The organism is Citrobacter telavivensis (genome assembly GCF_041807075.1).
GTDB lineage: Bacteria > Pseudomonadota > Gammaproteobacteria > Enterobacterales > Enterobacteriaceae > Citrobacter_A > Citrobacter_A telavivensis.
In genome coordinates this window covers 2,271,895-2,297,640 of sequence record NZ_JBGUBF010000001.1, presented here as the reverse complement: position 1 = coordinate 2,297,640, position 25,746 = coordinate 2,271,895, and the positions used below count along the sequence as shown (strand labels likewise).

Here is a 25,746-nt window from a genome sequence, read left to right as displayed (position 1 = left end):
CGCGAGGCATTAAGATGGATTATACGCTCACCCGCATAGATCCTAACGGTGAGAACGACCGTTACCCCCTGCAAAAGCAGGAGATCGTAACCGACCCCCTGGAACAGGAAGTTAACAAAAACGTGTTCATGGGCAAACTGCATGACATGGTTAACTGGGGTCGCAAAAACTCAATCTGGCCTTATAACTTCGGCCTTTCCTGCTGCTACGTTGAGATGGTGACCTCGTTCACCGCCGTGCATGACGTGGCGCGCTTTGGTGCGGAAGTTCTGCGTGCTTCACCGCGTCAGGCCGACCTGATGGTGGTGGCGGGGACCTGCTTTACCAAAATGGCGCCGGTCATCCAGCGTCTCTACGACCAGATGCTGGAGCCGAAATGGGTGATTTCCATGGGCGCGTGTGCCAACTCCGGCGGTATGTACGATATTTATTCGGTAGTGCAGGGCGTTGATAAGTTTATCCCTGTGGATGTTTACATCCCGGGTTGCCCGCCGCGTCCGGAAGCGTACATGCAGGCGTTAATGCTGTTGCAGGATTCCATTGGCAAAGAACGTCGTCCGCTCTCCTGGGTGGTTGGCGATCAGGGCGTTTATCGCGCCAACATGCAGTCAGAGCGCGAGCGTAAACGCGGCGAACGCATTGCAGTAACGAATCTGCGTACACCAGACGAGATTTAATTTGCGCCTGTCGGCAGCAGCATTTTCTTCGCCCATCACTACATAAATTCAGCGAAGCTCTGTCGACAGTCACCACGGACCATTTGCAATGGTGAACAATATGACCGACTTAACCGCGCAAGATGCCGCATGGCAAACACGGGATCACCTTGATGACCCGGTCATCGGCGAACTGCGCAACCGTTTTGGGCCGGATGCCTTTACCGTTCAGGCGACTCGCACCGGGGTACCCGTTGTTTGGGTCAAGCGTGAACAATTACTGGAAGTGGGCGATTTCTTAAAGAGATTGCCGAAACCTTACGTCATGCTGTTTGACTTACACGGCATGGACGAACGTCTGCGCACACACCGCGAAGGGTTACCCGCCGCGGATTTTTCCGTTTTCTACCACCTGATTTCCATTGAGCGCAATCGCGATATCATGCTCAAGGTGGCATTGTCAGAAAACGATCTGCGCGTGCCGACCTTCACCAAACTGTTCCCGAACGCCAACTGGTATGAGCGTGAAACCTGGGAAATGTTTGGCATTGATATTGAAGGTCACCCGCACCTGACGCGCCTGCTGATGCCACATACCTGGCAGGGCCACCCGCTACGTAAAGACTACCCGGCGCGTGCCACCGAATTCGATCCGTTTGAGCTGACTAAAGCGAAACAGGATCTGGAAATGGAAGCGCTGACTTTCAAACCGGAAGACTGGGGTATGCAGCGCGGAACCGAAAACGAGGACTTCATGTTCCTCAACCTCGGCCCGAACCACCCGTCCTCACACGGTGCATTCCGTATTGTGCTTCAGCTTGATGGCGAAGAAATTGTCGACTGCGTGCCTGACATCGGCTACCACCACCGTGGTGCTGAAAAAATGGGTGAACGTCAGTCCTGGCACAGCTATATTCCGTATACCGACCGTATCGAATACCTCGGCGGCTGCGTTAACGAGATGCCGTACGTGCTGGCAGTGGAAAAACTGGCGGGCATTACCGTACCGGAACGCGTTAACGTTATCCGCGTGATGCTCTCCGAACTGTTCCGCATTAACAGTCACCTGCTGTATATCTCGACGTTTATTCAGGACGTCGGCGCCATGACGCCGGTCTTCTTTGCCTTTACCGATCGTCAGAAAATCTACGACATCGTGGAAGCGGTCACCGGCTACCGTATGCACCCGGCCTGGTTCCGTATCGGCGGCGTGGCGCATGACCTGCCGCGCGGCTGGGACAAACTGCTGCGTGAGTTCCTCGACTGGATGCCGAAGCGTCTGGCTTCTTACGAGAAAGCCGCACTGCAAAACACCATTCTGAAAGGGCGTTCGCAGGGCGTTGCCGCTTACGGTAAGAAAGAAGCGCTGGACTGGGGCTGCACCGGCGCGGCGCTGCGTGCGACCGGTATTGATTTCGACGTGCGTAAAGCGCGCCCTTACTCTGGCTATGAAAACTTTGACTTTGAAGTGCCGGTTGGCGGCGGGGTTTCCGACTGCTACACCCGCGTAATGCTGAAAGTTGAAGAGTTGCGTCAGAGTCTGCGCATCCTTGAGCAGTGCCTCAACAACATGCCGGAAGGCCCGTTCAAAGCGGATCACCCGCTGACGACGCCGCCGCCGAAAGAGCGCACGCTGCAACATATCGAAACCCTGATCACCCACTTCCTGCAAGTGTCGTGGGGCCCGGTCATGCCGGCGAACGAGTCCTTCCAGATGGTGGAAGCGACCAAGGGTATCAACAGTTACTACCTGACCAGTGATGGCAGCACCATGAGTTATCGTACCCGTATTCGTACCCCGAGCTATGCGCATCTGCAGCAGATCCCGGTGGCAGTACGTGGCAGCCTGGTGTCCGACCTGATCGTCCATCTGGGTAGTATCGATTTTGTTATGTCAGATGTGGACCGCTAATTATGCACGAGAATCAACAACCACAAACCGAGGCTTTTGAGCTGAGTGCGGCAGAGCGTGAAGCCATTGAGCACGAGAAGCACCACTACGAAGACCCGCGTGCGGCGTCCATTGAAGCGCTGAAGATCGTTCAGAAGCAGCGCGGCTGGGTGCCGGACGGTGCTATCCACGCGATCGCCGATGTGCTGGGGATCCCGGCCAGCGACGTCGAAGGTGTTGCGACGTTCTACAGCCAAATCTTCCGTCAGCCGGTGGGTCGCCATGTGATTCGCTATTGCGATAGCGTGGTATGCCATATCAACGGTTACCAGGGGATTCAGGCTGCGCTGGAGAAAAAGCTCAACATCAAGCCGGGGCAGACGACCTTCGACGGTCGCTTTACGCTGCTGCCGACCTGCTGCCTGGGGAACTGCGATAAAGGGCCGAACATGATGATCGATGAGGATACTCACGCTCACCTGACCCCGGAAGGCATTCCTGAACTGCTGGAGCGGTATAAATGAAAGACATTATCCGTACTCCCGAAACGCATCCGCTGACCTGGCGGCTGCGTGATGACAAACAGCCCGTCTGGCTGGACGAATACCGTAGCAAGAACGGCTACGAAGGTGCGCGTAAGGCGCTGACCGGTCTGTCGCCGGACGAGATTGTCAACCAGGTAAAAGACGCTGGCCTGAAAGGGCGCGGCGGCGCGGGCTTTTCCACGGGGCTTAAGTGGAGCCTGATGCCAAAAGACGAATCCATGAACATCCGTTACCTGCTGTGTAACGCCGATGAAATGGAGCCGGGCACCTATAAAGACCGTTTGCTGATGGAACAACTGCCGCACCTGTTGGTAGAAGGCATGTTGATCTCCGCGTTTGCGCTGAAAGCGTACCGGGGTTACATCTTCCTGCGCGGTGAATACATTGAAGCCGCCGTGAATCTGCGCCGTGCGATTGCGGAAGCGACCGAAGCCGGTCTGCTTGGCAAAAACATTATGGGCACCGGTTTTGACTTCGAACTGTTTGTCCATACCGGGGCAGGGCGGTACATCTGCGGTGAAGAGACCGCGCTTATCAACTCCCTCGAAGGCCGTCGCGCTAACCCGCGCTCGAAGCCGCCGTTCCCGGCGACCTCCGGCGCATGGGGTAAACCGACCTGCGTCAACAACGTGGAAACGCTGTGTAACGTTCCGGCGATCCTTGATAACGGCGTGGAGTGGTATCAGAACATTTCGAAGAGCAAAGATGCCGGTACCAAGCTGATGGGCTTCTCTGGTCGCGTGAAGAATCCGGGACTGTGGGAACTGCCGTTCGGCACCACCGCGCGTGAGATCCTCGAAGATTACGCGGGCGGCATGCGCGATGGGCTCAAGTTCAAAGCCTGGCAGCCCGGCGGCGCGGGAACCGACTTCCTGACGGAAGCGCACCTCGATTTGCCAATGGAATTTGAGAGCATTGGTAAGGCCGGAAGCCGTTTGGGTACGGCGCTGGCGATGGCGGTTGACCACGAGATTGGCATGGTGGGGCTGGTGCGAAACCTGGAAGAATTCTTCGCCCGTGAATCATGCGGCTGGTGTACGCCATGTCGTGACGGCCTGCCGTGGAGCGTAAAAATTCTGCGTGCGCTGGAGCGTGGTGAAGGTCAACCGGGGGATATCGAGACGCTTGAGCAACTGTGTCGTTTCCTCGGTCCGGGTAAAACCTTCTGTGCACACGCACCGGGTGCGGTTGAGCCGCTACAGAGCGCCATTAAATATTTCCGCGAAGAATTCGAAGCTGGCATCAAGCAGTCGTTCAGTAATACCCATGCGATTGGTGGTATTCAGCCGAACCTGCTTAAAGAGCGCTGGTAAACGTTTTACGCGAAAGCATTCAAGCTACGTCAAGGCGGCGACTGAGAGAATCCCCTGAGCTTACTGATGTAAGTGACTGGGGTGAACGAAGGAAGCCAACGCCGAGGTAGCTTGAAGGATAAAGCGGAAAAGAAATTCGATTAACGCTCAGTCTCTGACTGAGCCAACTGGAAGCATGCTGACTATGGCTACGATTCATGTAGACGGCAAAGAATATGAGGTCAACGGAGCGGACAACCTGCTGGAAGCTTGTCTGTCTCTCGGCCTTGATATTCCGTACTTTTGCTGGCATCCGGCGCTGGGAAGCGTTGGTGCTTGCCGCCAGTGTGCGGTGAAGCAATACCAAAACGCGGAAGACACGCGTGGTCGCCTGGTGATGTCTTGTATGACACCGGCCACCGAAGGCACGTTTATTTCGATTGACGACGAAGAAGCGAAACAGTTCCGCGAAAGCGTGGTGGAGTGGTTAATGACCAACCACCCGCACGATTGTCCGGTCTGTGAAGAGGGCGGTAACTGTCATCTTCAGGATATGACCGTGATGACCGGCCACAGTTTCCGTCGTTATCGTTTCACCAAGCGTACTCACCGCAATCAGGACCTCGGACCGTTCATCTCTCACGAAATGAACCGCTGTATCGCCTGCTATCGCTGCGTGCGTTACTACAAAGATTATGCAGACGGCACCGATCTTGGCGTGTATGGCGCGCACGATAACGTCTACTTCGGTCGCCCGGAAGATGGCACGCTGGAAAGCGAGTTCTCCGGCAACCTGGTAGAAATCTGCCCGACCGGCGTCTTCACTGATAAAACGCACTCCGAGCGTTATAACCGTAAATGGGACATGCAGTTTGCACCGAGCATCTGCCAGCAGTGTTCCATCGGCTGTAACACCAGCCCGGGCGAGCGCTACGGCGAACTGCGTCGTATCGAAAACCGCTACAACGGGACCGTTAACCATTACTTCCTCTGCGACCGCGGTCGTTTTGGCTATGGTTACGTGAACCTGAAAGACCGTCCGCGTCAGCCGGTACAGCGTCGTGGCGATGACCTGATCACACTCAACGCCGAGCAGGCGATGCAGGGCGCGGCAGACATTCTGCGTCAGTCGAAGAAAGTGATTGGCATCGGTTCTCCGCGCGCCAGCGTCGAGAGCAACTTCGCGCTGCGTGAACTGGTTGGAGCGGAAAACTTCTACACCGGGATTGCACATTCCGAGCAGGAACGTCTGCAACTGGCACTGAAAGTGCTGCGTGAGGGCGGAGTGCATACCCCTGCGTTGCGTGATATCGAATCTTACGATGCGGTGCTGGTGCTGGGCGAAGACATCACTCAGACCGGTGCTCGCGTTGCGCTGGCCGTGCGTCAGGCGGTAAAAGGCAAAGCACGCGAAATGGCGGCAGCCCAGAAAGTGGCTGACTGGCAGATTGCGGCGATCCTCAACATCGGCCAACGTGCGAAGCATCCGCTGTTCGTGACCAACGTGGACAACACCCGTCTGGATGATATTGCGGCCTGGACCTACCGTGCGCCGGTTGAAGATCAGGCGCGCTTAGGTTTCGCTATCGCCCACGCGCTGGACAACACGGCACCAGCCGTTGACGGCATCAGCAGCGATTTGCAAAACAAAATCGACGTGATCGTTCAGGCGTTGGCCGGGGCGAAAAAACCGCTGATTATTTCCGGCACCAACGCCGGTAGCACTGAAGTGATTCAGGCGGCTGCCAACGTGGCGAAAGCGCTGAAAGGTCGCGGAGCTGACGTCGGCATCACGATGATTGCCCGTTCTGTTAACAGTATGGGCCTGGGCATTATGGGCGGCGGTCCACTTGATGATGCGTTGACTGAACTGGAAACCGGTCGTGCAGACGCGGTGGTGGTGCTGGAAAACGATCTGCATCGTCACGCGTCGGCAACGCGCGTGAATGCCGCGCTGGCAAAAGCGCCGCTGGTAATGGTGGTTGACCATCAGCGCACCGCGATCATGGAAAACGCCCACCTGGTGCTTTCTGCGGCAAGCTTTGCCGAAAGCGACGGTACGGTCATCAACAACGAAGGCCGCGCTCAGCGTTTCTTCCAGGTTTACGATCCGGCGTACTACGACGCCAACACCATTATGCTGGAAAGCTGGCGCTGGCTGCATTCGCTGCACAGCACCGTGCAGAGCCGCGAAGTGGACTGGACGCAGCTTGACCACGTTATCGACGCTGTAGTTGCCGCGATACCTGAACTGGCCGGCATTAAAGACGCTGCGCCGGATGCCACCTTCCGCATTCGTGGACAGAAACTGGCGCGTGAGCCGCACCGTTACAGCGGTCGTACGGCGATGCGCGCGAACATCAGCGTTCACGAACCGCGTCAGCCGCAGGACAAAGACACGATGTTTGCCTTCTCCATGGAAGGGAACAACCAGCCGTCCGCGCCGCGTTCACAGATTCCATTTGCCTGGGCTCCGGGCTGGAACTCCCCGCAGGCGTGGAACAAGTTCCAGGATGAAGTGGGCGGTAAACTGCGTCATGGCGATCCGGGTGTGCGTCTGATCGAAGCGTCAGATGGTGGTCTGGATTACTTCACGACCGTTCCGGCGAGCTTCCAGGCGCAGGACGGACAGTGGCGTATCGCGCCGTACTACCATCTGTTTGGTAGCGACGAATTGTCTCAGCGCGCGCCGGTATTCCAGAGCCGCATGCCGCAACCGTACATCAAACTCAACCCGGCCGATGCCGCGAAGTTGGGCGTGAATGCCGGTACCCGCGTCTCCTTTAGCTACGATGGCAATACGGTCACGCTACCGGTTGAAATCGCTGAAGGGTTGACGGCAGGGCAGGTCGGTTTGCCGATGGGCATGCCGGGCATTGCCCCTGTTCTGGCGGGCGCACGTCTTGAGGATCTGCAGGAGGCACAACAATGAGTTGGATTACACCGGATCTGATTGAGATCCTGCTGACCATCCTCAAAGCGGTGGTGATCCTGCTGGTGGTGGTCACCTGCGGGGCATTCATGAGCTTTGGCGAACGTCGTCTGCTGGGGCTGTTCCAGAACCGTTACGGACCGAACCGTGTAGGCTGGGGCGGTTCGCTCCAGTTGGTCGCGGACATGATCAAGATGTTCTTTAAAGAAGACTGGATCCCGAAATTCTCGGATCGCGTCATCTTTACGCTTGCGCCAATGATTGCCTTTACTTCGCTGCTGTTGGCGTTTGCCATCGTGCCGGTGAGTCCGGGTTGGGTGGTCGCGGATCTGAACATCGGGATCCTGTTCTTCCTGATGATGGCGGGTCTGGCGGTGTATGCGGTGCTGTTCGCCGGTTGGTCGAGCAACAACAAATACTCGCTGTTGGGTGCAATGCGTGCGTCTGCGCAGACGCTCAGCTACGAAGTGTTCCTCGGACTTTCCCTGATGGGCGTGGTGGCGCAGGCCGGTTCATTTAACATGACCGACATCGTCAACAACCAGGCCGATATCTGGAACGTTATTCCGCAGTTCTTTGGTTTTGTCACTTTCGCTATCGCAGGCGTGGCGGTGTGTCACCGTCACCCGTTTGACCAGCCGGAAGCCGAGCAGGAACTGGCCGATGGTTATCACATTGAATACTCCGGGATGAAGTTCGGTCTGTTCTTTGTGGGGGAGTACATCGGTATCGTCACCATTTCTGCGCTGATGGTTACCTTGTTCTTCGGTGGCTGGCATGGCCCGTTATTACCGCCATTCATCTGGTTCGCGCTGAAAACCGCGTTCTTCATGATGATGTTCATTTTGATTCGTGCGTCGTTACCGCGTCCTCGTTATGACCAGGTAATGTCCTTCGGCTGGAAGATCTGCCTGCCGCTGACGCTCATCAACTTGCTGGTAACGGCGGCTGTCATTCTCTGGCAGGCGCAATAAGGGACACAAAGACCATGACCTTAAAAGAATTGTTAGTAGGTTTCGGCACCCAGGTACGCAGTATCTGGATGATCGGCCTGCACGCGTTCGCGAAACGCGAAACGCAGATGTACCCGGAAGAGCCGGTCTATCTACCGCCCCGTTTTCGTGGTCGTATCGTTCTGACACGCGACCCGGACGGCGAGGAGCGCTGCGTTGCCTGTAACCTGTGTGCGGTAGCGTGTCCGGTAGGCTGTATTTCTCTGCAAAAAGCGGAGACCAAAGACGGTCGCTGGTATCCGGAGTTTTTCCGCATCAACTTCTCACGCTGCATTTTCTGCGGTCTGTGCGAAGAAGCCTGTCCGACAACCGCGATTCAGCTTACGCCAGATTTCGAACTGGGTGAGTACAAGCGCCAGGATCTGGTTTACGAGAAAGAGGATCTGCTGATCTCCGGTCCGGGTAAATATCCGGAATATAACTTCTACCGGATGGCAGGTATGGCAATCGACGGCAAAGATAAGGGCGAAGCAGAGAACGAAGCTAAGCCTATCGACGTCAAGAGCCTGTTACCGTAAGGAGAGGGGCAATGGAGTTCGCTTTTTATATCTGTGGCCTGGTCGCCATTCTCGCTACCTTGCGGGTGATCACCCATACCAATCCGGTGCACGCGCTGCTGTACCTGATTATTTCGCTGCTGGCGATTTCTGGAGTGTTCTTCTCGCTGGGGGCTTACTTCGCGGGTGCGCTGGAAATTATCGTTTATGCCGGTGCCATTATGGTGCTGTTCGTGTTCGTGGTGATGATGCTTAACCTGGGCGGTTCTGAAATCGAACAGGAGCGCCAGTGGCTGAAACCGCAGGTGTGGATTGGTCCGGCGATTCTGTCGGCCATCATGCTGGTGGTGATTGTGTACGCCATTCTGGGTGTTAACGACCAGGGTATCGACGGTACGCCAATCAGCGCGAAAGCGGTCGGTATTACGCTGTTCGGGCCTTATGTACTGGCGGTAGAGCTGGCGTCTATGCTGCTGCTGGCGGGGCTGGTTGTCGCCTTCCACGTCGGTCGCGAAGAGCGCTCTGGCGAAGTGCTGAGCAACCGGAAAGACGACAGCGCGAAAAGAAAAACGGAGGAGCACGCATGATCCCCTTACAACATGGACTGATCCTCGCTGCGATTTTATTCGTTCTGGGCTTAACCGGTCTGGTTATCCGCCGCAATCTGCTGTTTATGCTGATCGGTCTGGAAATCATGATCAACGCTTCCGCGCTGGCCTTTGTGGTCGCCGGTAGCTATTGGGGCCAGACCGATGGTCAGGTGATGTATATTCTCGCTATCAGCCTTGCTGCTGCCGAAGCGAGTATTGGACTTGCGCTGTTGCTGCAACTTCATCGCCGTCGCCAGAACCTGAACATCGATTCAGTAAGTGAGATGCGTGGATGAACATGCTTGCCTTAACCATCATTCTGCCATTGATTGGCTTTGTCCTGCTGGCGTTCTCTCGCGGACGCTGGTCAGAAAATCTCTCCGCCATCGTAGGCGTGGGCTCCATCGGTCTGGCGGCGCTGGTCACCGCCTTTGTGGGTGTCGACTTCTTCGCCAACGGCAAGCAGGCGTTTAGCGTCCCGCTGTGGACGTGGATGTCTGTCGGTGACTTCAACATTGGTTTCAACCTGGTACTGGACGGCCTGTCGCTGACCATGCTGTCGGTGGTCACCGGTGTTGGCTTCCTGATCCACATGTTCGCGTCCTGGTACATGCGTGGTGAAGAGGGGTATTCCCGCTTCTTCGCCTACACCAACCTGTTTATCGCCAGCATGGTTGTTCTGGTGCTGGCCGATAACCTGCTGTTGATGTACCTCGGCTGGGAAGGCGTGGGTCTGTGCTCCTATCTGCTGATCGGTTTCTACTACACCGATCCGAAGAATGGCGCGGCGGCCATGAAAGCGTTTGTCGTGACCCGTGTGGGTGACGTGTTCCTCGCCTTCGCACTGTTCATTCTGTACAACGAACTGGGCACCCTGAACTTCCGCGAGATGGTGGAACTGGCGCCGGCACACTTCGCCGCAGGCAACAATATGCTGACGTGGGCGACGCTGATGCTGCTGGGTGGCGCGGTCGGTAAATCGGCACAGCTGCCGTTGCAGACATGGCTGGCTGACGCGATGGCGGGCCCGACGCCTGTTTCCGCGTTGATCCACGCCGCCACGATGGTCACCGCCGGTGTCTACCTGATTGCCCGTACCCACGGCCTGTTCCTGATGACCCCGGAAATTCTGCATCTGGTGGGTATCGTTGGTGCGGTGACGCTGGTGATGGCAGGGTTTGCTGCCCTGGTACAGACCGACATCAAACGCGTGCTCGCCTATTCCACCATGAGCCAGATAGGCTACATGTTCCTGGCGCTGGGCGTTCAGGCATGGGATGCGGCGATTTTCCACCTGATGACGCACGCCTTCTTTAAAGCGCTGCTGTTCCTGGCGTCCGGTTCCGTCATTCTGGCCTGCCATCACGAACAGAACATCTTCAAGATGGGCGGCCTGCGTAAGTCCATTCCGCTGGTTTATCTCTGCTTCCTGGTGGGCGGCGCGGCGCTGTCGGCTCTGCCATTGATTACTGCTGGCTTCTTCAGTAAGGATGAGATTCTGGCGGGGGCCATGGCAAATGGTCATATCAATCTGATGGTGGCAGGTCTGGTCGGTGCGTTCATGACCTCCCTGTATACCTTCCGTATGATTTTCATCGTGTTCCACGGTAAAGAACAAATTCACGCTCATGCAGGGAAGGGGATTACTCACCACCTGCCGTTGATTGTCCTGATGATTCTGTCCACCTTCATTGGCGCGCTGATTGTACCGCCGCTGCAGGGTGTATTGCCGCAGACAACAGAACTTGAGCATGGCCGCGTGATGACCCTGGAAATTACCTCTGGCGTGGTGGCGATTGCGGGCATCCTGATTGCTGCATGGCTGTGGCTGGGTAAACGTACGCTTGTGACGTCGATTGCCAACAGTGCGCCTGGCCGTCTGCTGGGGACCTGGTGGTATAACGCCTGGGGCTTCGACTGGCTGTACGACAAAGTGTTCGTTAAGCCGTTCCTTGGCGTCGCCTGGCTGCTTAAACGCGATCCGCTCAATGCCCTGATGAACGTACCGGCAATTCTTTCCCGCTTCGCAGGTAAAGGCCTGCTGTTCAGCGAGAACGGTTATCTGCGCTGGTATGTCGCGTCAATGAGCATTGGCGCCGTCGTGGTGCTGGCACTGCTGATGGTATTGCGTTGAGTTTGAGGATTGGGGTGTTTTGCCCGGTGGCGCAGGGCTTACCGGGCCTACGAAACGTAGGTCGGATAAGCGCTAGCGCCATCCGACAGTACCCAAAAGAATTTTCGAAATTCGTTGAAAATCAGGTCCTTTAGAGGACTTTTACAAGGAATAAAGATCACCATGTTATTACCCTGGTTGATACTAATCCCCTTTATCGGTGGCTTTCTGTGCTGGCAGACCGAACGCTTTGGCGTGAAGGTGCCGCGCTGGATAGCGCTGGTAACCATGGGACTGACGCTCGCGCTTGGCCTGCAACTGTGGCTACAGGGCGGCTATTCGCTGACGCAATCTTCTGGCATTCCGCAGTGGCAGTCTGAATTTGTCCTGCCGTGGATCCCGCGCTTTGGCATCTCAATTCATCTGGCAATCGACGGCTTGTCGCTGCTGATGGTGGTGCTAACCGGCCTGCTCGGCGTTCTGGCGGTACTGTGCTCCTGGCGAGAAATCGAAAAATATCAGGGCTTTTTCCACCTGAACCTGATGTGGATCCTCGGCGGCGTTATCGGTGTGTTCCTTGCCATCGACATGTTCCTGTTCTTCTTCTTCTGGGAAATGATGCTGGTGCCGATGTACTTCCTGATCGCGTTGTGGGGCCATAAGGCGTCTGACGGTAAAACGCGTATCACGGCGGCAACCAAGTTCTTCATTTACACCCAGGCGAGTGGCCTGGTGATGCTGATTGCCATCCTGGCGCTGGTGTTCGTTCACCACAATGCGACCGGCGTGTGGACCTTCAACTATGAAGACCTGCTGAAAACCCCGATGTCGCACGGCGTCGAGTATCTGCTGATGCTGGGCTTCTTCATCGCGTTTGCGGTGAAAATGCCGGTGGTTCCGCTGCACGGCTGGCTGCCGGATGCGCACTCCCAGGCCCCGACCGCGGGTTCCGTTGACCTCGCCGGTATTTTGCTGAAAACCGCCGCTTACGGTCTGCTCCGCTTCTCCCTGCCGCTGTTCCCGAACGCGTCGGCGGAATTCGCACCTATCGCGATGTGGTTGGGCGTCATCGGTATCTTCTACGGTGCGTGGATGGCGTTCACGCAGTACGACATCAAACGTCTGATCGCCTACACCTCGGTTTCACACATGGGCTTCGTGCTGATTGCCATCTACACCGGCAGCCAACTGGCATATCAGGGGGCGGTGATTCAGATGATCGCGCACGGCCTGTCCGCGGCGGGTCTGTTCATTCTGTGTGGTCAGTTGTACGAACGTCTGCACACTCGCGACATGCGCATGATGGGCGGTTTGTGGGGCAAAATGAAATGGTTGCCTGCACTGTCTATGTTCTTCGCGGTGGCGACGCTGGGTATGCCAGGTACCGGTAACTTCGTTGGCGAATTCATGATCCTGTTCGGCAGCTACCAGGTGGTTCCGGTCATCACCGTGATTTCGACCTTTGGTCTGGTGTTTGCCTCTGTTTACTCGCTGGCGATGCTGCATCGCGCTTACTTCGGTAAAGCAAAGAGCCAGATTGCAAAACAAGAACTGCCAGGGATGTCGCTGCGTGAGCTGTTTATCATCCTGTTGCTGGTCGTGCTTCTGGTACTGCTTGGCTTCTATCCGCAGCCGATTCTGGATACCTCGCATTCTGCGATGAGCAACATCCAGCAGTGGTTTGTTAATTCCGTTACTACTACAAGGCCGTAAATCGCCATGACAATAACTCCACAACACCTGATTGCGCTGCTACCGCTGCTGATCGTCGGCTTGACGGTGGTGGTTGTGATGCTCTCCATTGCGTGGCGACGCAATCACTTCCTCAATGCCACGCTGTCGGTCATTGGGCTTAACGCCGCGCTGGTTTCGCTCTGGTTTGTTGGCCAGGCTGGCGCGATGGATGTCACCCCGCTGATGCGGGTTGACGGTTTCGCGATGCTCTACACCGGACTGGTTCTGCTGGCGAGTCTGGCGACCTGTACCTTTGCCTACCCGTGGCTGGAAGGCTATGACGACAACCGGGAAGAGTTCTACCTGCTGGTGCTGATTGCCGCGCTGGGCGGTATTCTGCTGGCGAACGCGAATCATCTGGCGGCGCTGTTCCTCGGTATCGAGCTTATCTCCCTGCCGCTGTTCGGCCTGGTGGGTTATGCGTTCCGTCAGAAACGATCGCTTGAAGCCAGTATCAAATACACCATCCTGTCTGCCGCCGCCTCTTCATTCCTGCTGTTCGGTATGGCGCTGGTGTACGCGCAGTCTGGCAACCTGTCGTTTGTTGCGCTTGGTAAGAGCCTCGGCGACGGTATGCTGAACGAGCCGCTGCTGCTGGCAGGCTTCGGGATGATGATTGTGGGTCTGGGCTTTAAACTCTCACTGGTTCCGTTCCACCTCTGGACGCCAGACGTGTACCAGGGCGCTCCGGCTCCGGTTTCCACCTTCCTGGCGACGGCGAGCAAAATCGCTATCTTCGGTGTGGTGATGCGTCTGTTCCTGTACGCGCCGGTTGGCAACAGTGAAGCGGTTCGCGTGGTGCTGGGCGTGATTGCCTTTGCCTCCATCATCTTCGGTAACCTGATGGCACTGAGCCAGACCAACATCAAGCGTCTGCTCGGTTACTCGTCTATCTCTCACCTTGGCTATCTGCTGGTGGCACTGATTGCCCTGCAGAGCGGCGAGATGTCAATGGAAGCGGTTGGCGTTTACCTCGCCGGTTACCTGTTCAGCAGCCTCGGCGCATTCGGCGTAGTCAGCCTGATGTCCAGCCCGTACCGTGGCCCGGATGCCGATTCTCTGTTCTCCTACCGTGGTCTGTTCTGGCATCGTCCGATCCTCGCGGCAGTGATGACGGTGATGATGCTGTCTCTGGCCGGTATCCCGATGACGCTGGGCTTTATCGGTAAGTTCTACGTGCTGGCAGTCGGTGTGCAGGCGCACCTGTGGTGGCTGGTCGCCGCTGTGGTGGTGGGTTCCGCGATTGGTTTGTACTACTACCTGCGCGTTGCCGTGAGTCTGTACCTGAGCGCACCGCAGCAGCTTAACCGTGATGCGCCGTCTAACTGGCAGTACAGCGCAGGCGGCATCGTGGTGCTGATCTCCGCGCTGCTGGTGCTGGTGCTGGGTATCTACCCGCAGCCGCTGATAAGCATCGTGCAGTTAGCCGCACCGCTGATGTAAGCGAAAAGCAGAAACGACAAACCCGCTCCGGCGGGTTTTTTTATGCCGTATTCCATACGATGAAATACGTAAGGCGTGATTCGGTTATGGTATAACGCAGATGCCTACGTGACAGGATGCAAAAATGTTCTTTACACATTCATCAACTTCATCCATTGGCTATTGGTTTACAGGTGCAGATGAGCACCAAAATCTTATTGTCGGTAATAAGGTTAAAAATGCGCACCGTGGTCCACCGTGGATGGTTGTGGATCAAACGATCTCCTCGGTGATTGTAACGGCCAGGCACTGGCCTGGTCGTTTATGGCGTGTTCGTGTCATCAGGATGGGCGACATGTCTGGGTTGGTCGCTAACCCTGGCTACTGGCGCGCCAGTAAAATTGAGCTGATCGAAGCACTTTCCTGTGGCGTGCTGTTTGGCATGGCAGGGGAAGCAATCGTGACGCTACTGCAAGATATCAAACGTATAGACACAGAGCGGGCTGCGCTACTACAGACAAACCTGCCAGCGGATGCGCAACAACTCTGGCAACTGGCCTGGAAAAACTGGAACCGTCGTTTGCCCTCACCAAGAACTGAGTATGATGATGAAAACGAAGAATTAACGCTGGGATGGCCTGGGCGCGATGACCAGGAGGTCTCTCCTGTCGGACGTGGTTTTATGCTGGCACAGGAACTCTTCCGCCAGCATGTCCGCGAAACTCAAGGTTCTGCGGCCTTTATCCGGGTTGAGGAGGACGGAGAGACAGAAGAATATCTGACGCCTCTGTGGTCAGCGGCGATACGGGCGCTGTTGTTTCGGATGATGGCGTTGGCAGAACGGGAATATCTTAGCCCGAGCGAGTTCGCTCAATTAAGCCAAAGCTGGAACGCTGTTTTTGTCGGGAAACCCTGCATTCGTGACCGCCCAGGGGGCTGCGGTAGGGTATAAATAAAGACCCCAGCGTGCCAGCCTGGCGCAAAAGAGAAACGGCCCGAAGAGAGGGCCGTTCGTCTTTCAATACTCAGTATTCCGTGCACTCAAAACATCTTAAGCGAACATCAGGCAATTAGCTGACGGCTGACCAGCGGGCCGCTGACGTTTTGCGCCGCACGGTCCATTACTTCCTGAATAACGGATGACAGTTCATTGACCTCAAACTTTGCCACGTAGCCATCAGCTTTAACTTTGCGGACGTGATCTTCGTTGGCGCTGCCGGAGAGGGAAGAGTGAATCACCACCGGGATCTTCTTCAGCCGCTCGTCGGTTTTGATTTTCCGGGTGAGGGTGAAGCCATCCATCTCCGGCATTTCAAGATCGGTTAGCACCAGCGCGATCTTCTCGCTGATCGCTTTGCCTTCCGCCTCCGCTTCCTGCATCAACTGCTGGATTTTGTCCCACGCATCTTTACCGGTGACGTGCATCTGGTGGGGAATCTCCATCGCCGTCAGCGCTTTCTCCAGCATCGCGCGGGCCACGCGGGAATCTTCCGCGACAATGGCGACGGCACCGGGAGTGATGTTGAACTTATTGGTTTTCAGTTCCGTTGCGCGCAGGTCGTGATTCGACGGCACGATGTCATACAGGATCTGCTCAACGTCGAGCACCAGCGCCAGGTTGTTGGTCTCTTTGTCCTCATCCAGACAGGCGATACTGGTGATATAGCGGCCGTTCACCGCTTTCTCTGCGGTGTGTACCTGCTTCCAGTCCAGGCGCATGATGTTTTCCACTGACTCGACGGCGAAGGCCTGCACGCTACGGGCGTATTCGGTGATCAGCAGAATGTTGAGCCCATTCTCCGGTTTGCAGCCGGCAACGGCCGGGAGGTCAATGACCGGAATAACCTGATCGCGAATGTTGACCATTCCCAGCAGGGGGGCCTTCATCCCCGCCGGACGGGTAAAGGCAGGCATGGGGACAATTTCGCGCAATTTAAACACGTTAATGCCAAACAGCTCGGACTTCTGTTCGTGCAGGGAGTTTCCCAGGCGAAACAGCAGCAGCTCAAAGCGGTTGGACAGGGTCAGATTCGCCCTGTCATCGATATCTTTCTGGAAATTATCCATTCTGCCCTCAGTGTGAATACAGCGTTTTTACTGTTATCGGCACTGAGGGCGAAAAATGGAGCACTAAACCGTGAAAACGGCGAAATCGTCGGCAAGTTCCGTGGCAGGAAAGATTGCCTGACACTCTGCCAGCAGTCGCTGGCAGCCTGCGGCGTCATAGCGAGAACTGACGTGTGTCATGATGAGTTTCCCGACCCCGGCCTCCCGAGCCAGCAGCGCCGCCTGGCGGGTAGAACTGTGTCCACGGCTGTTGGCCTTTTCTTCCATAGACGCATCCAGCGTGGTTTCGTGAATCATCACATCAACCCCTTTCGCCAGCGCAAGCGAGGATGCACAGGGCGCGGTGTCGCCAAAAATCGCAACCGCTTTACCGGGCGTCGCCGGGGCAAGAAAATCCGCACCGCGTATCACGCTGCCGTCTTCCAGCGTAACCGTTTTGCCGGCTTTCAGATCCTGAAACCAGGGCCCGGCTTTCACTCCTGCGGCTTTCAGCGCCCTGGCGTTCAGCGCGCCGGGTTTATCATGCTCTTCAACGCGGTAGCCGTAGCATTCCAGCGGGTGTTCAAGCGGGTAAGCCGTCACTTTTCGCAGCCCGTCATCGAGAATTTCCCCGGCGGTGATTTCGACGATTTCCAGCGGATAGTCGGTCCAGGAGCCGCTCAGGCGCAGCGCGGTTTCAGTAAACTCACGCAGTCCCTTCGGGCCGTAAAGCGTCAGCGGGTGAGCATTGCCCGCCATCGAACGGCTGCACAATAATCCCGGTAAACCGAACAGATGATCGCCGTGCAGATGGCTGATGAAAATCCGTTCAATCTTGCCGGGATGATGTGCCGTGCTCAACATCTGATGTTGTGTGCCTTCACCACAGTCAAACAGCCACAGAGCGGGCTGCGTCGGGTGCTGATGATGCAGCAAAATGGCCGTCACGTTACGTGCCCGCGTGGGAACGCCAGCCGAGGTGCCTAAAAAGAGAAATTCCATTATTTCATTACACTTTTGAAAAATAATCTGGCTAGTATAAATCGTTTACGGAAAAAGGAGCGCACGATGATTACCTGGCAAGACCTGCATCATTCGGAATTAACCGTCCCTCAACTCTATGCGCTGTTAAAACTGCGCTGCGCGGTGTTTGTCGTGGAGCAGAACTGCCCCTATCTTGATGTGGACGGCGACGACCTCGTGGGTGATAACCGTCATATCCTTGGCTGGCATGATGGCGAACTGGTGGCGTATGCGAGGATTCTGAAAAGTGCTGAAGATCTTGAACCCGTAGTGATTGGACGGGTGATCGTCAGTGAAGCGTTACGTGGTGAAAAACTGGGTCAAAACCTGATGGCGCAGGCGCTGGCATCCTGCCAACGACGCTGGCCGGAGAAGGCGCTGTATCTGGGCGCACAGGCGCATTTGCAGGAATTCTATGCGCGATTTGGTTTTACGCCGGTCACTGACGTGTACGATGAAGATGGCATCCCTCATGTGGGGATGGCGCGCGAAGCGATTCGGGCGTGATCCTGAGTCATTGTCTATAGTTAGGGGCAGGTTTTACTAACATGGAGAACGAGAATGTCTTATCAATTTGGTGATTCGCGTATTGATGACGACCTGACGTTGCTGAGTGAAACGCTGGAAGAGGTGCTGCGTTCCTCAGGGGATCCTGCCGATCAAAAGTACATCGAACTGAAAGCGCGGGCGGAACAGGCGCTGGATGAGGTCAAAAAACGCGTAAGCCAGGCTTCAGATAGCTACTATTATCGCGCCAGGCAGGCGGTTTATCGTGCGGATGATTATGTACACGAAAAGCCCTGGCAGGGGATTGGTGTGGGCGCAACGGTCGGACTGGTGCTCGGTTTACTGCTGGCACGGCGCTAACCTGTAACCGGGATCGCATTTCCTCCCTAAACTGGGGTACTGCTTTTTTTCCGCAGTACCCCGTATAATGTGAGGTTTTTAACAGGGAGAGGTCCGCGTGCATTCACTCACTACTGCGCTGGAAGGTCTGACGCGTCTTTTGTCGCAGGCGATCCCGGCGGCACCAGGCATTCGGGTTCTCGATGTTCCTTTCCCCCTCAATGACGCCTTTGATGCGTTAAGCTGGCTGGCAAGTCAGGCCATTTATCCGCAATTTTACTGGCAGCAGCGCAACGGCGATGAAGAGGCCGCGGTGCTGGGTGTCGTTGCGCCTTTTTCCTCGCTTGATGAGGCGCAACGCTTTCTTCGCCAACATCCGCAGCAAACCGACCTGCGTATCTGGGGGTTAAATGCGTTCGACCCTCAGCAGGGCAATCTCGTGTTACCGCGACTTGAGTGGCGGCGCTGTGCGGGCGTAGCGGTGCTGCGTCTGCATCTGTGGAGCGATGTTTCTCTGCGCGAGGATGCTGACCGGGCGCTGACCTTCTTGGCTTCGCTGGCGAGCGTAAAACCGTTGCCGACGCTACGTCTGAGCAAAACGGGTGAACAGCACTGGCCTGAAAAAGCGGGCTGGATAAACCTGATTGAGCAGGCCACTCAGACGATTGCCGACGGTGAACTGGATAAAGTAGTGCTGGCGCGCGCCAGCGACCTGCTATTTTCTCGCCCGGTGAATGCCGCTGCCGTTATGGCCTCGAGTCGCCGTTTGAATCTGAACTGCTACCATTTTTACATGGCTTTTTGCGCCGAGCGCGCGTTCCTTGGCTCGTCTCCGGAACGTCTCTGGCGTCGTCGTGATACCGCGCTACGCACCGAAGCGCTCGCCGGTACGGTGGCGAATCATCCTGATGATTATAAGGCCTGGCAACTGGGCGAATGGCTGATGAAGGATGACAAAAACCAGCGCGAAAATATGCTGGTGGTCGAGGATATTTGTCAGCGCCTGCAGGACTACACTCACTCACTGGACGTTTTGCCACCGCAGGTGCTGCGGTTGCGAAAAGTGCAGCACCTGCGACGTTGCATCTGGACGGCGCTGAATCAGGCGGACGACACGTTGTGTTTACTGCAGTTGCAGCCGACGGCGGCCGTCGCCGGGATCCCCCGCGAGCGGGCGCGGGCATTTATTCAACAGCATGAACCCTTTGCGCGGGAATGGTACGCCGGGTCGGCGGGCTATCTGTCATTACAGCAAAGCGAATTTTGTGTCTCGCTGCGGTCGGCGAAAATCAGCGGTAACGTGGTTCGACTGTATGCCGGCGCGGGTATTGTTCGCGGTTCAGATCCTGAGCAGGAGTGGCAGGAAATCGACAATAAAGCCGCTGGCCTGCGATCTTTGTTACAGATGGATGGATAATGAGTCACATATTCCCGATTCATATCAATAATCCCTTTTTTCCATTCTTTATACTGAGTCGCAATATTGATACCGGACAATCTCATGTCAGTAAGCGCATTTAACCGACGCTGGGCGGCGGTCATTCTGGAAGCATTAACTCGCCACGGTGTCAGGCATGTTTGTATTGCCCCTGGCTCACGTTCCACGCCGCTCACCCTGGCGGCGGCAGAAAATTCGACCTTTATTCACCACACCCATTTTGATGAGCGTGGTCTTGGTCATCTGGCGCTGGGACTGGCGAAGGTGAGCAAACAGCCCGTTGCCGTGATAGTGACCTCCGGCACGGCGGTGGCTAACCTTTATCCGGCACTGATTGAAGCGGGGCTGACCGGTGAAAAATTGATCCTCCTGACGGCCGATCGTCCCCCTGAACTGATTGACTGCGGCGCAAACCAGGCGATTCGCCAGGCGGGCATGTTTGCCTCGCATCCGTCACAAACGCTTTCTCTCCCGCGTCCGACGCAGGACATTCCGGCCCGTTGGCTGGTGTCGACCATCGACAATGCGTTGACCTCGCTACATGCTGGCGCGGTTCACATCAACTGTCCGTTTGCCGAGCCGCTGTATGGCGAGATGGATGAGACCGGTCTGGCCTGGCAACAGCGCCTCGGTGACTGGTGGCAGGATGACAAGCCCTGGCTGCGCGAAGCGCGTCGGCTGGAGAGTGACAAACAGCGCGACTGGTTCTTCTGGCGCCAAAAACGCGGCGTCGTCGTCGCCGGGCGAATGAGCGCGGAAGAGGGCAAAAAAGTTGCGCTGTGGGCGCAGACGTTAGGCTGGCCGCTGATTGGCGATGTGCTGTCGCAAACCGGACAGCCGCTTCCGTGCGCCGATCTCTGGCTCGGTAATGCGAAGGCGGTGACGGAACTCCAACAGGCGCAAATTGTGGTGCAACTGGGGAGCAGCCTGACCGGAAAGCGCTTACTACAATGGCAGGCAAGCTGTACGCCTGAAGAGTACTGGATTGTCGATAATATCGAAGGACGGCTGGATCCTGCTCACCATCGCGGTCGCCGTCTGGTCGCAAAAATCGGCGACTGGCTGGAACTGCATCCAGCGGAAAAACGTCAGCCGTGGTGTGTGGACATCCCGCGTCTGGCGGAGCAGGCCTGGCAGGCCGTGGTGGCGCGTCGGGATACCTTTGGCGAGGCACAACTGGCGCATCGTATTCGTGACTATCTGCCTGAACAGGGGCAGCTTTTCGTCGGCAACAGCCTGGTGGTGCGCCTGATTGATGCGCTGTCAAAACTCCCGGCCGGTTACCCGGTTTACAGTAATCGTGGAGCCAGCGGCATTGATGGCCTGTTATCGACGGCCGCGGGTGTGCAGCGCGCCAGCGCGAAATCGACGCTGGCTGTCGTGGGTGATTTATCGGCGTTGTATGACCTCAATGCGTTAGCCTTGCTGCGCCAGGTTTCCGCGCCGTTCGTCTTGATTGTGGTGAACAATAACGGCGGGCAGATTTTCTCGCTACTGCCCACGCCGCAGAGCGAACGTGAGCGCTTCTATCTGATGCCGCAGAATGTCCATTTTGAACACGCGGCCGCAATGTTTAACCTCAAGTACCATCGCCCGGAAAGCTGGGATGAACTGGAGGCGGCGCTGGCGGGTGCATGGCGTACCCCGGCAACCACGGTGATTGAACTGGTGGTCAACGACACCGACGGCGCACAAACTCTGCAACAACTGCTGGCGCAGGTAAGCCGTCTATGATCCTGCACGCGCAGGCAAAAGACGCACAGCCAGGTTCACCCTGGCTGGTTTTTCTGCACGGCTTTTCGGGTGACGGTCAGGAGTGGCAGCCGGTTGGCGAGCAGCTTACGAATTTTTCCCGGCTGTATGTTGATTTACCCGGTCACGGCGGATCGACAGATATTCGCGTCAGCGGATTTACCGATGTCATTGCTTTGCTGCGTAATACCCTTATTAGTTACAACATACTAAACTACTGGCTGGTGGGATATTCGCTCGGCGGCAGAGTGGCGATGATGGCGGCCTGTCAGGAGATGCCGGGGCTTTGCGGCCTGGTGGTTGAAGGCGGTCATCCGGGACTGCAAAGCGAGGCTGAACGCGACGCGCGCCGACGTTCCGATCATCGCTGGGCGGAACGTTTTCGCCATGACGCGCTGGCTGACGTGTTTACTGACTGGTATCAGCAGCCGGTGTTTGCCTCGCTGAACGCGCAGCAACGAGAAGCGCTGGTTGTTCTGCGTAGCCAGAATAACGGCGAAACGCTGGCGGCAATGCTGGAGGCCACTTCGCTGGCGGTCCAGCCTGATTTACGCGAGGCGCTCAACGCGCGCGCATTTCCGTTTTATTATTTATGTGGTGAACGTGACAGCAAATTCTGCGCTCTCGCGACGGAGTTAGCGGCGACCCACCATGTGATTCGTAACGCCGGACACAACGCGCATCGGGAAAATCCCGCGGGCGTGGTGGACTGTCTGGCTCAGATTCTGCGTCTCTGACTAAAGGACACACTATGATCTATCCTTATGAAACAATGCTTTATGCGCCGGTAGAATGGCAAGATTGCTCCGAAGGCTACACCGACATTCGCTATGAGAAATCGACCGACGGTATCGCAAAAATCACCATTAATCGTCCACAGGTGCGCAACGCATTCCGTCCTCTGACCGTCAAAGAGATGATTCAGGCGCTGGCGGATGCCCGTTACGACGATAACGTGGGTGTGATTATTCTGACTGGTGCAGGCGATAAAGCCTTCTGTGCCGGCGGCGACCAGAAGGTTCGCGGCGACTACGGCGGCTATCAGGATGACTCCGGCGTGCATCATCTGAACGTGCTGGACTTCCAGCGCCAGATCCGTACCTGTCCGAAGCCGGTCGTGGCGATGGTGGCGGGTTACTCCATTGGCGGCGGTCATGTGCTGCATATGATGTGCGACCTGACGATCGCGGCGGAAAATGCCATCTTCGGCCAGACCGGCCCGAAAGTCGGTTCTTTCGACGGCGGCTGGGGCGCATCTTACATGGCGCGGATCGTTGGGCAGAAGAAAGCGCGTGAAATCTGGTTCCTGTGCCGTCAGTACGACGCTAAACAGGCGCTGGATATGGGGCTGGTCAACACCGTGGTTCCGCTGGCGGATCTGGAAAAAGAAACCGTGCGCTGGTGTCGTGAAATGCTGCAAAACAGCCCGATGGCGCTGCGTTGCCTGAAAGCCGCGCTGAACGCTGACTGTGATGGTCAGGCCGGCCTGCAGGAACTGGCGGGTAACGCGACCATGCTGTTCTATATGACGGAAGAAGGTCAGGAAGGCCGTAACGCCTTCAACCAGAAACGTCAGCCTGATTTCAGCAAATTCAAACGGAATCCGTAATGCGTAGCGCGCAGGTATACCGCTGGCAGATCCCCATGGACGCGGGGGTGGTTCTGCGCGACAGGCGGTTAAAAACGCGTGACGGGCTGTATGTCCGTCTGCACGACGGCGAGCGTCAGGGATGGGGAGAGATCTCTCCACTGCCGGGCTTCAGTCAGGAAACCTGGGAAGAGGCGCAGGTTGCGCTGCTGGCCTGGGTTGACGGCTGGCAGCAAGGAGAAGACGCATTGCCGACAATGCCTTCTGTGGCCTTTGGCGTCAGCTGTGCGCTGGCGGAACTGGAAGGCGTCTTGCCAGAGGCAGCGGATTACCGGGCAGCGCCGCTGTGTACCGGGGATCCTGACGATCTGGTGCTCCAGCTTGCCGACATGCCCGGCGAAAAAGTGGCGAAGGTGAAGGTCGGACTGTACGAAGCGGTTCGCGACGGCATGGTGGTCAATTTGCTGCTGGAGGCGATACCGGAGCTGCAGTTGCGGCTGGATGCTAACCGTGCCTGGACGCCGCTGAAGGCCCAGCAGTTCGCGAAGTACGTGAACCCGGACTACCGCAACCGCATCGCTTTCCTCGAAGAACCGTGCAGAACACGCGATGACTCGCGAGTCTTTGCCCGGGAAACCGGTATTGCCATCGCCTGGGACGAGAGCCTGCGTGAAGCGGATTTTGCCTTTGAGGCAGAAGAGGGCATCCGTGCGGTGGTTATCAAACCGACGCTGACCGGTTCGCTGGAGAAAGTACGCGAACAGGTGCAGGCGGCGCATGCGCTGGGGCTGACGGCGGTGATCAGTTCGTCTATTGAGTCGAGCCTGGGCCTGACGCAACTGGCGCGCATTGCCGCGTGGCTCACGCCAGATACCATTCCGGGACTGGATACGCTGAGTCTGATGCAGGCACAGCAGATTCGTCGCTGGCCGGGCAGCGCCTTGCCGCTGATTAACGACGACGCGCTGGAACGCCTGCGATGACCTTTCCTGACTGGCCGTGGCGTTACTGGCGGCAGGTTCAGGGAGACGTGCCAGCCTTACGCCTGAATGATGAGGTGCTAAGCTGGCGCGCACTCTGTAACCGGACTGATGTCCTGGCGAGCGGTTTTGCCGCACAGGGCGTCACCGAAGGCAGCGGCGTTATGCTGCGCGCCTGGAATCATCCGCAGACCCTGCTGGCGTGGCTGGCGCTGTTGCAGTGCGGAGCAAGGATTTTGCCGGTCAACCCGCAGCTTCCTCACCCGCTGCTGGCAACCCTGATACCCGATCTCACGTTGCAGTTTGCGCTGGATCTGGAGGGAGAAAATTCGTTTCCCTTTCTGATCTCGCTGGACTGTCAGGACGCTGACGGTCAGCATGCCGTCGACTGGCAACCGCAGCGTCTGTGTTCCATGACGCTGACCTCCGGCTCGACGGGTCTGCCGAAAGCGGCGGTCCATACCTGCCAGGCGCATCTTGCCAGTGCTGAAGGCGTGCTGTCGCTGATGCCGCTGGCAAAAGAGGATGACTGGCTGCTCTCTCTGCCGTTGTTTCATGTCTCCGGACAGGGGATTCTGTGGCGCTGGTTATCCGCCGGTGCGCGGATAACCGTGCGGGAAAAACAGCCGCTGGAACAGATGCTGGTCGGCTGTACGCATGCTTCGCTGGTGCCGACGCAACTCTGGCGACTGCTGGTGAACCAGACGCCGGTGGCGCTGAAAGCGGTTTTGCTGGGAGGTGCAGCGATTCCGGTCGCGTTAACCGAACAGGCGCGCGCACAGGGCATTCGCTGCTGGTGTGGTTACGGCCTGACGGAATTTGCCTCGACGGTGTGTGCGAAAGAGGCGGACGGTCTGGCTGACGTGGGTATGCCCTTGCCGGGACGAGAAGTCAGAATCGTGGATGATGAAGTCTGGCTGCGGGCGGCCAGTATGGCGGAAGGCTACTGGCGAAACGGTAAACTGGTTCCGCTGGTCAACGACGAAGGCTGGTTTGCCACACGCGATCGCGGCGTGCTGAATGATGGCAAACTGACCATCGCCGGGCGTCTGGATAATCTCTTTTTTAGCGGCGGAGAGGGGATTCAGCCCGAAGAGGTGGAACGGGTAATTGTGACACATCCCCATGTGCTGCAGGCGTTTATCGTCCCGATCGCGGACGCCGAGTTTGGTCATCGTCCGGTGGCGGTGGTTGAATATGACGCTGATGTTTCACAGACCGCTCTTAGTGAATGGGTGAAGGACAAACTGGCGCGCTTCCAGCAGCCGGTCCACTGGCTTTCTCTGCCTGCAGAACTGAAAAATGGGGGGATCAAGATTTCCCGACGGGCAATTGTTGATTGGGTGAATGAAATATTAAGAAAACATTAATTTCATTTCGCAATTTGC

At 56.8% G+C, this 25,746-nt stretch carries 23 protein-coding genes; 21 read left to right on the top strand and 2 right to left on the bottom strand.

Translation table 11 applies throughout. From position 1 onward, the window contains the following. Nucleotides 1-14 precede the first annotated feature (14 nt). From nuoB to ACERJC_RS10880, 13 genes are all read left to right on the top strand, one after another. The gene (gene nuoB / locus ACERJC_RS10940) at nt 15-677 is read left to right on the top strand and encodes an NADH-quinone oxidoreductase subunit NuoB (protein ID WP_003028075.1); all 663 of its coding nucleotides are present in this window, start codon (nt 15-17) and stop codon (nt 675-677) included. Nucleotides 678-765: 88 nt separating this feature from the next. Further along, nucleotides 766-2,568 carry an NADH-quinone oxidoreductase subunit C/D gene (gene nuoC, locus ACERJC_RS10935; protein ID WP_152403367.1) on the top strand — a complete coding sequence of 601 codons (1,803 nt, stop codon included), beginning with the start codon at nt 766-768 and terminating at the stop codon, nt 2,566-2,568. A 2-nt stretch (nt 2,569-2,570) separates the two neighbouring features. Further along, nucleotides 2,571-3,071 carry an NADH-quinone oxidoreductase subunit NuoE gene (gene nuoE / locus ACERJC_RS10930; RefSeq protein ID WP_042317807.1) on the top strand — a complete coding sequence of 167 codons (501 nt, stop codon included), beginning with the start codon at nt 2,571-2,573 and terminating at the stop codon, nt 3,069-3,071. Further along, nucleotides 3,068-4,405, top strand: a complete 1,338-nt coding sequence (gene nuoF, locus ACERJC_RS10925; protein ID WP_152403369.1) for an NADH-quinone oxidoreductase subunit NuoF — start codon at nt 3,068-3,070, stop codon at nt 4,403-4,405. Before nuoE ends, nuoF begins: the two co-directional genes overlap by 4 nt. Before the next feature lie 184 nt (nt 4,406-4,589). Further along, the gene (gene nuoG / locus ACERJC_RS10920; RefSeq protein ID WP_373671647.1) at nt 4,590-7,316 is read left to right on the top strand and encodes an NADH-quinone oxidoreductase subunit NuoG; all 2,727 of its coding nucleotides are present in this window, start codon (nt 4,590-4,592) and stop codon (nt 7,314-7,316) included. Then, nucleotides 7,313-8,290 (top strand): NADH-quinone oxidoreductase subunit NuoH, encoded by a 978-nt coding sequence (nuoH, locus tag ACERJC_RS10915; protein ID WP_152403373.1) that lies wholly within the window; start codon nt 7,313-7,315, stop codon nt 8,288-8,290. The genes nuoG and nuoH overlap by 4 nt, the downstream gene beginning before the upstream one ends. Before the next feature lie 14 nt (nt 8,291-8,304). Continuing rightward, on the top strand, nt 8,305-8,847 hold the full coding sequence (nuoI, locus tag ACERJC_RS10910) for an NADH-quinone oxidoreductase subunit NuoI (RefSeq protein ID WP_005129470.1): 543 nt from the start codon (nt 8,305-8,307) through the stop codon (nt 8,845-8,847). 11 nt (nt 8,848-8,858) lie between these two features. Next, nucleotides 8,859-9,413, top strand: a complete 555-nt coding sequence (gene nuoJ / locus ACERJC_RS10905) for an NADH-quinone oxidoreductase subunit J (RefSeq protein ID WP_043000019.1) — start codon at nt 8,859-8,861, stop codon at nt 9,411-9,413. Continuing rightward, entirely contained in the window at nt 9,410-9,712 is a 303-nt protein-coding gene (gene nuoK, locus ACERJC_RS10900; protein WP_000612644.1) for an NADH-quinone oxidoreductase subunit NuoK, read from the top strand. The genes nuoJ and nuoK overlap by 4 nt, the downstream gene beginning before the upstream one ends. After that, nucleotides 9,709-11,550, top strand: coding sequence for an NADH-quinone oxidoreductase subunit L (gene nuoL, locus ACERJC_RS10895; protein ID WP_373671646.1), 1,842 nt, complete (start codon nt 9,709-9,711; stop codon nt 11,548-11,550). Before nuoK ends, nuoL begins: the two co-directional genes overlap by 4 nt. Nucleotides 11,551-11,712: 162 nt before the next feature. Next, nucleotides 11,713-13,242 carry an NADH-quinone oxidoreductase subunit M gene (gene nuoM / locus ACERJC_RS10890; protein ID WP_152403379.1) on the top strand — a complete coding sequence of 510 codons (1,530 nt, stop codon included), beginning with the start codon at nt 11,713-11,715 and terminating at the stop codon, nt 13,240-13,242. A gap of 6 nt (nt 13,243-13,248) precedes the next feature. Continuing rightward, nucleotides 13,249-14,706 (top strand): NADH-quinone oxidoreductase subunit NuoN, encoded by a 1,458-nt coding sequence (gene nuoN / locus ACERJC_RS10885; protein ID WP_152403381.1) that lies wholly within the window; start codon nt 13,249-13,251, stop codon nt 14,704-14,706. Nucleotides 14,707-15,040: 334 nt separating this feature from the next. Further along, a complete protein-coding gene (locus tag ACERJC_RS10880; RefSeq protein ID WP_178828525.1) occupies nt 15,041-15,637 on the top strand; it encodes a hypothetical protein in 597 nt (198 codons plus the stop codon). Nucleotides 15,638-15,747: 110 nt separating this feature from the next. Here ACERJC_RS10880 and ACERJC_RS10875 read toward each other — a convergent pair whose 3' ends face one another. Further along, nucleotides 15,748-16,752: a chemotaxis protein gene (locus ACERJC_RS10875; RefSeq protein ID WP_373671645.1), complete on the bottom strand. Its 1,005-nt coding sequence runs from the start codon at nt 16,750-16,752 to the stop codon at nt 15,748-15,750. A 63-nt stretch (nt 16,753-16,815) separates the two neighbouring features. Further along, entirely contained in the window at nt 16,816-17,733 is a 918-nt protein-coding gene (rbn, locus tag ACERJC_RS10870) for a ribonuclease BN (protein ID WP_373671644.1), read from the bottom strand. 66 nt (nt 17,734-17,799) lie between these two features. Here rbn and ACERJC_RS10865 point away from each other — a divergent pair, with 66 nt between their 5' ends. The 8 genes from ACERJC_RS10865 to menE all read left to right on the top strand — a co-directional run bounded on the left by ACERJC_RS10865 (nt 17,800) and on the right by menE (nt 25,728). Further along, nucleotides 17,800-18,261, top strand: a complete 462-nt coding sequence (locus ACERJC_RS10865; RefSeq protein ID WP_152403388.1) for a GNAT family N-acetyltransferase — start codon at nt 17,800-17,802, stop codon at nt 18,259-18,261. Between the two features lie 54 nt (nt 18,262-18,315). Then, nucleotides 18,316-18,621, top strand: a complete 306-nt coding sequence (gene elaB / locus ACERJC_RS10860; protein ID WP_042317819.1) for a stress response protein ElaB — start codon at nt 18,316-18,318, stop codon at nt 18,619-18,621. Nucleotides 18,622-18,718: 97 nt separating this feature from the next. Then, complete coding sequence (menF, locus tag ACERJC_RS10855; RefSeq protein ID WP_373671643.1) at nt 18,719-20,017, top strand: isochorismate synthase MenF; 1,299 nt, start codon at nt 18,719-18,721, stop codon at nt 20,015-20,017. 84 nt (nt 20,018-20,101) lie between these two features. Beyond that, nucleotides 20,102-21,772, top strand: coding sequence for a 2-succinyl-5-enolpyruvyl-6-hydroxy-3-cyclohexene-1-carboxylic-acid synthase (gene menD / locus ACERJC_RS10850; protein ID WP_373671642.1), 1,671 nt, complete (start codon nt 20,102-20,104; stop codon nt 21,770-21,772). Further along, nucleotides 21,769-22,527 carry a 2-succinyl-6-hydroxy-2,4-cyclohexadiene-1-carboxylate synthase gene (gene menH, locus ACERJC_RS10845; RefSeq protein ID WP_373671641.1) on the top strand — a complete coding sequence of 253 codons (759 nt, stop codon included), beginning with the start codon at nt 21,769-21,771 and terminating at the stop codon, nt 22,525-22,527. Before menD ends, menH begins: the two co-directional genes overlap by 4 nt. Nucleotides 22,528-22,541: 14 nt before the next feature. Further along, nucleotides 22,542-23,399 carry a 1,4-dihydroxy-2-naphthoyl-CoA synthase gene (gene menB, locus ACERJC_RS10840; RefSeq protein ID WP_373671640.1) on the top strand — a complete coding sequence of 286 codons (858 nt, stop codon included), beginning with the start codon at nt 22,542-22,544 and terminating at the stop codon, nt 23,397-23,399. Further along, nucleotides 23,399-24,361, top strand: coding sequence for an o-succinylbenzoate synthase (gene menC, locus ACERJC_RS10835; RefSeq protein ID WP_373671639.1), 963 nt, complete (start codon nt 23,399-23,401; stop codon nt 24,359-24,361). Before menB ends, menC begins: the two co-directional genes overlap by 1 nt. Next, nucleotides 24,358-25,728, top strand: coding sequence for an o-succinylbenzoate--CoA ligase (gene menE, locus ACERJC_RS10830; protein ID WP_373671638.1), 1,371 nt, complete (start codon nt 24,358-24,360; stop codon nt 25,726-25,728). The genes menC and menE overlap by 4 nt, the downstream gene beginning before the upstream one ends. The last annotated feature ends 18 nt before the right edge of the window (nt 25,729-25,746 follow it).

Excerpts from the sequence above, each read along its gene's own strand:
- menB (WP_373671640.1), top strand. The coding sequence starts at position 22,542 with ATGATCTATCCTTATGAAACAATGCTTTATGCGCCGGTAGAATGGCAA.
- nuoJ (WP_043000019.1), top strand. The coding sequence starts at position 8,859 with ATGGAGTTCGCTTTTTATATCTGTGGCCTGGTCGCCATTCTCGCTACC.
- nuoI (WP_005129470.1), top strand. The coding sequence starts at position 8,305 with ATGACCTTAAAAGAATTGTTAGTAGGTTTCGGCACCCAGGTACGCAGT.
- nuoK (WP_000612644.1), top strand. The coding sequence starts at position 9,410 with ATGATCCCCTTACAACATGGACTGATCCTCGCTGCGATTTTATTCGTT.
- menE (WP_373671638.1), top strand. The coding sequence starts at position 24,358 with ATGACCTTTCCTGACTGGCCGTGGCGTTACTGGCGGCAGGTTCAGGGA.
- menC (WP_373671639.1), top strand. The coding sequence starts at position 23,399 with ATGCGTAGCGCGCAGGTATACCGCTGGCAGATCCCCATGGACGCGGGG.
- nuoF (WP_152403369.1), top strand. The coding sequence starts at position 3,068 with ATGAAAGACATTATCCGTACTCCCGAAACGCATCCGCTGACCTGGCGG.
- nuoG (WP_373671647.1), top strand. The coding sequence starts at position 4,590 with ATGGCTACGATTCATGTAGACGGCAAAGAATATGAGGTCAACGGAGCG.
- menH (WP_373671641.1), top strand. The coding sequence starts at position 21,769 with ATGATCCTGCACGCGCAGGCAAAAGACGCACAGCCAGGTTCACCCTGG.
- nuoM (WP_152403379.1), top strand. The coding sequence starts at position 11,713 with ATGTTATTACCCTGGTTGATACTAATCCCCTTTATCGGTGGCTTTCTG.
- nuoH (WP_152403373.1), top strand. The coding sequence starts at position 7,313 with ATGAGTTGGATTACACCGGATCTGATTGAGATCCTGCTGACCATCCTC.
- ACERJC_RS10865 (WP_152403388.1), top strand. The coding sequence starts at position 17,800 with ATGATTACCTGGCAAGACCTGCATCATTCGGAATTAACCGTCCCTCAA.
- rbn (WP_373671644.1), bottom strand. The coding sequence starts at position 17,733 with ATGGAATTTCTCTTTTTAGGCACCTCGGCTGGCGTTCCCACGCGGGCA.
- menD (WP_373671642.1), top strand. The coding sequence starts at position 20,102 with ATGTCAGTAAGCGCATTTAACCGACGCTGGGCGGCGGTCATTCTGGAA.
- ACERJC_RS10880 (WP_178828525.1), top strand. The coding sequence starts at position 15,041 with ATGTCTGGGTTGGTCGCTAACCCTGGCTACTGGCGCGCCAGTAAAATT.
- ACERJC_RS10875 (WP_373671645.1), bottom strand. The coding sequence starts at position 16,752 with ATGGATAATTTCCAGAAAGATATCGATGACAGGGCGAATCTGACCCTG.
- nuoN (WP_152403381.1), top strand. The coding sequence starts at position 13,249 with ATGACAATAACTCCACAACACCTGATTGCGCTGCTACCGCTGCTGATC.
- nuoB (WP_003028075.1), top strand. The coding sequence starts at position 15 with ATGGATTATACGCTCACCCGCATAGATCCTAACGGTGAGAACGACCGT.
- elaB (WP_042317819.1), top strand. The coding sequence starts at position 18,316 with ATGTCTTATCAATTTGGTGATTCGCGTATTGATGACGACCTGACGTTG.
- nuoC (WP_152403367.1), top strand. The coding sequence starts at position 766 with ATGGTGAACAATATGACCGACTTAACCGCGCAAGATGCCGCATGGCAA.
- nuoL (WP_373671646.1), top strand. The coding sequence starts at position 9,709 with ATGAACATGCTTGCCTTAACCATCATTCTGCCATTGATTGGCTTTGTC.
- nuoE (WP_042317807.1), top strand. The coding sequence starts at position 2,571 with ATGCACGAGAATCAACAACCACAAACCGAGGCTTTTGAGCTGAGTGCG.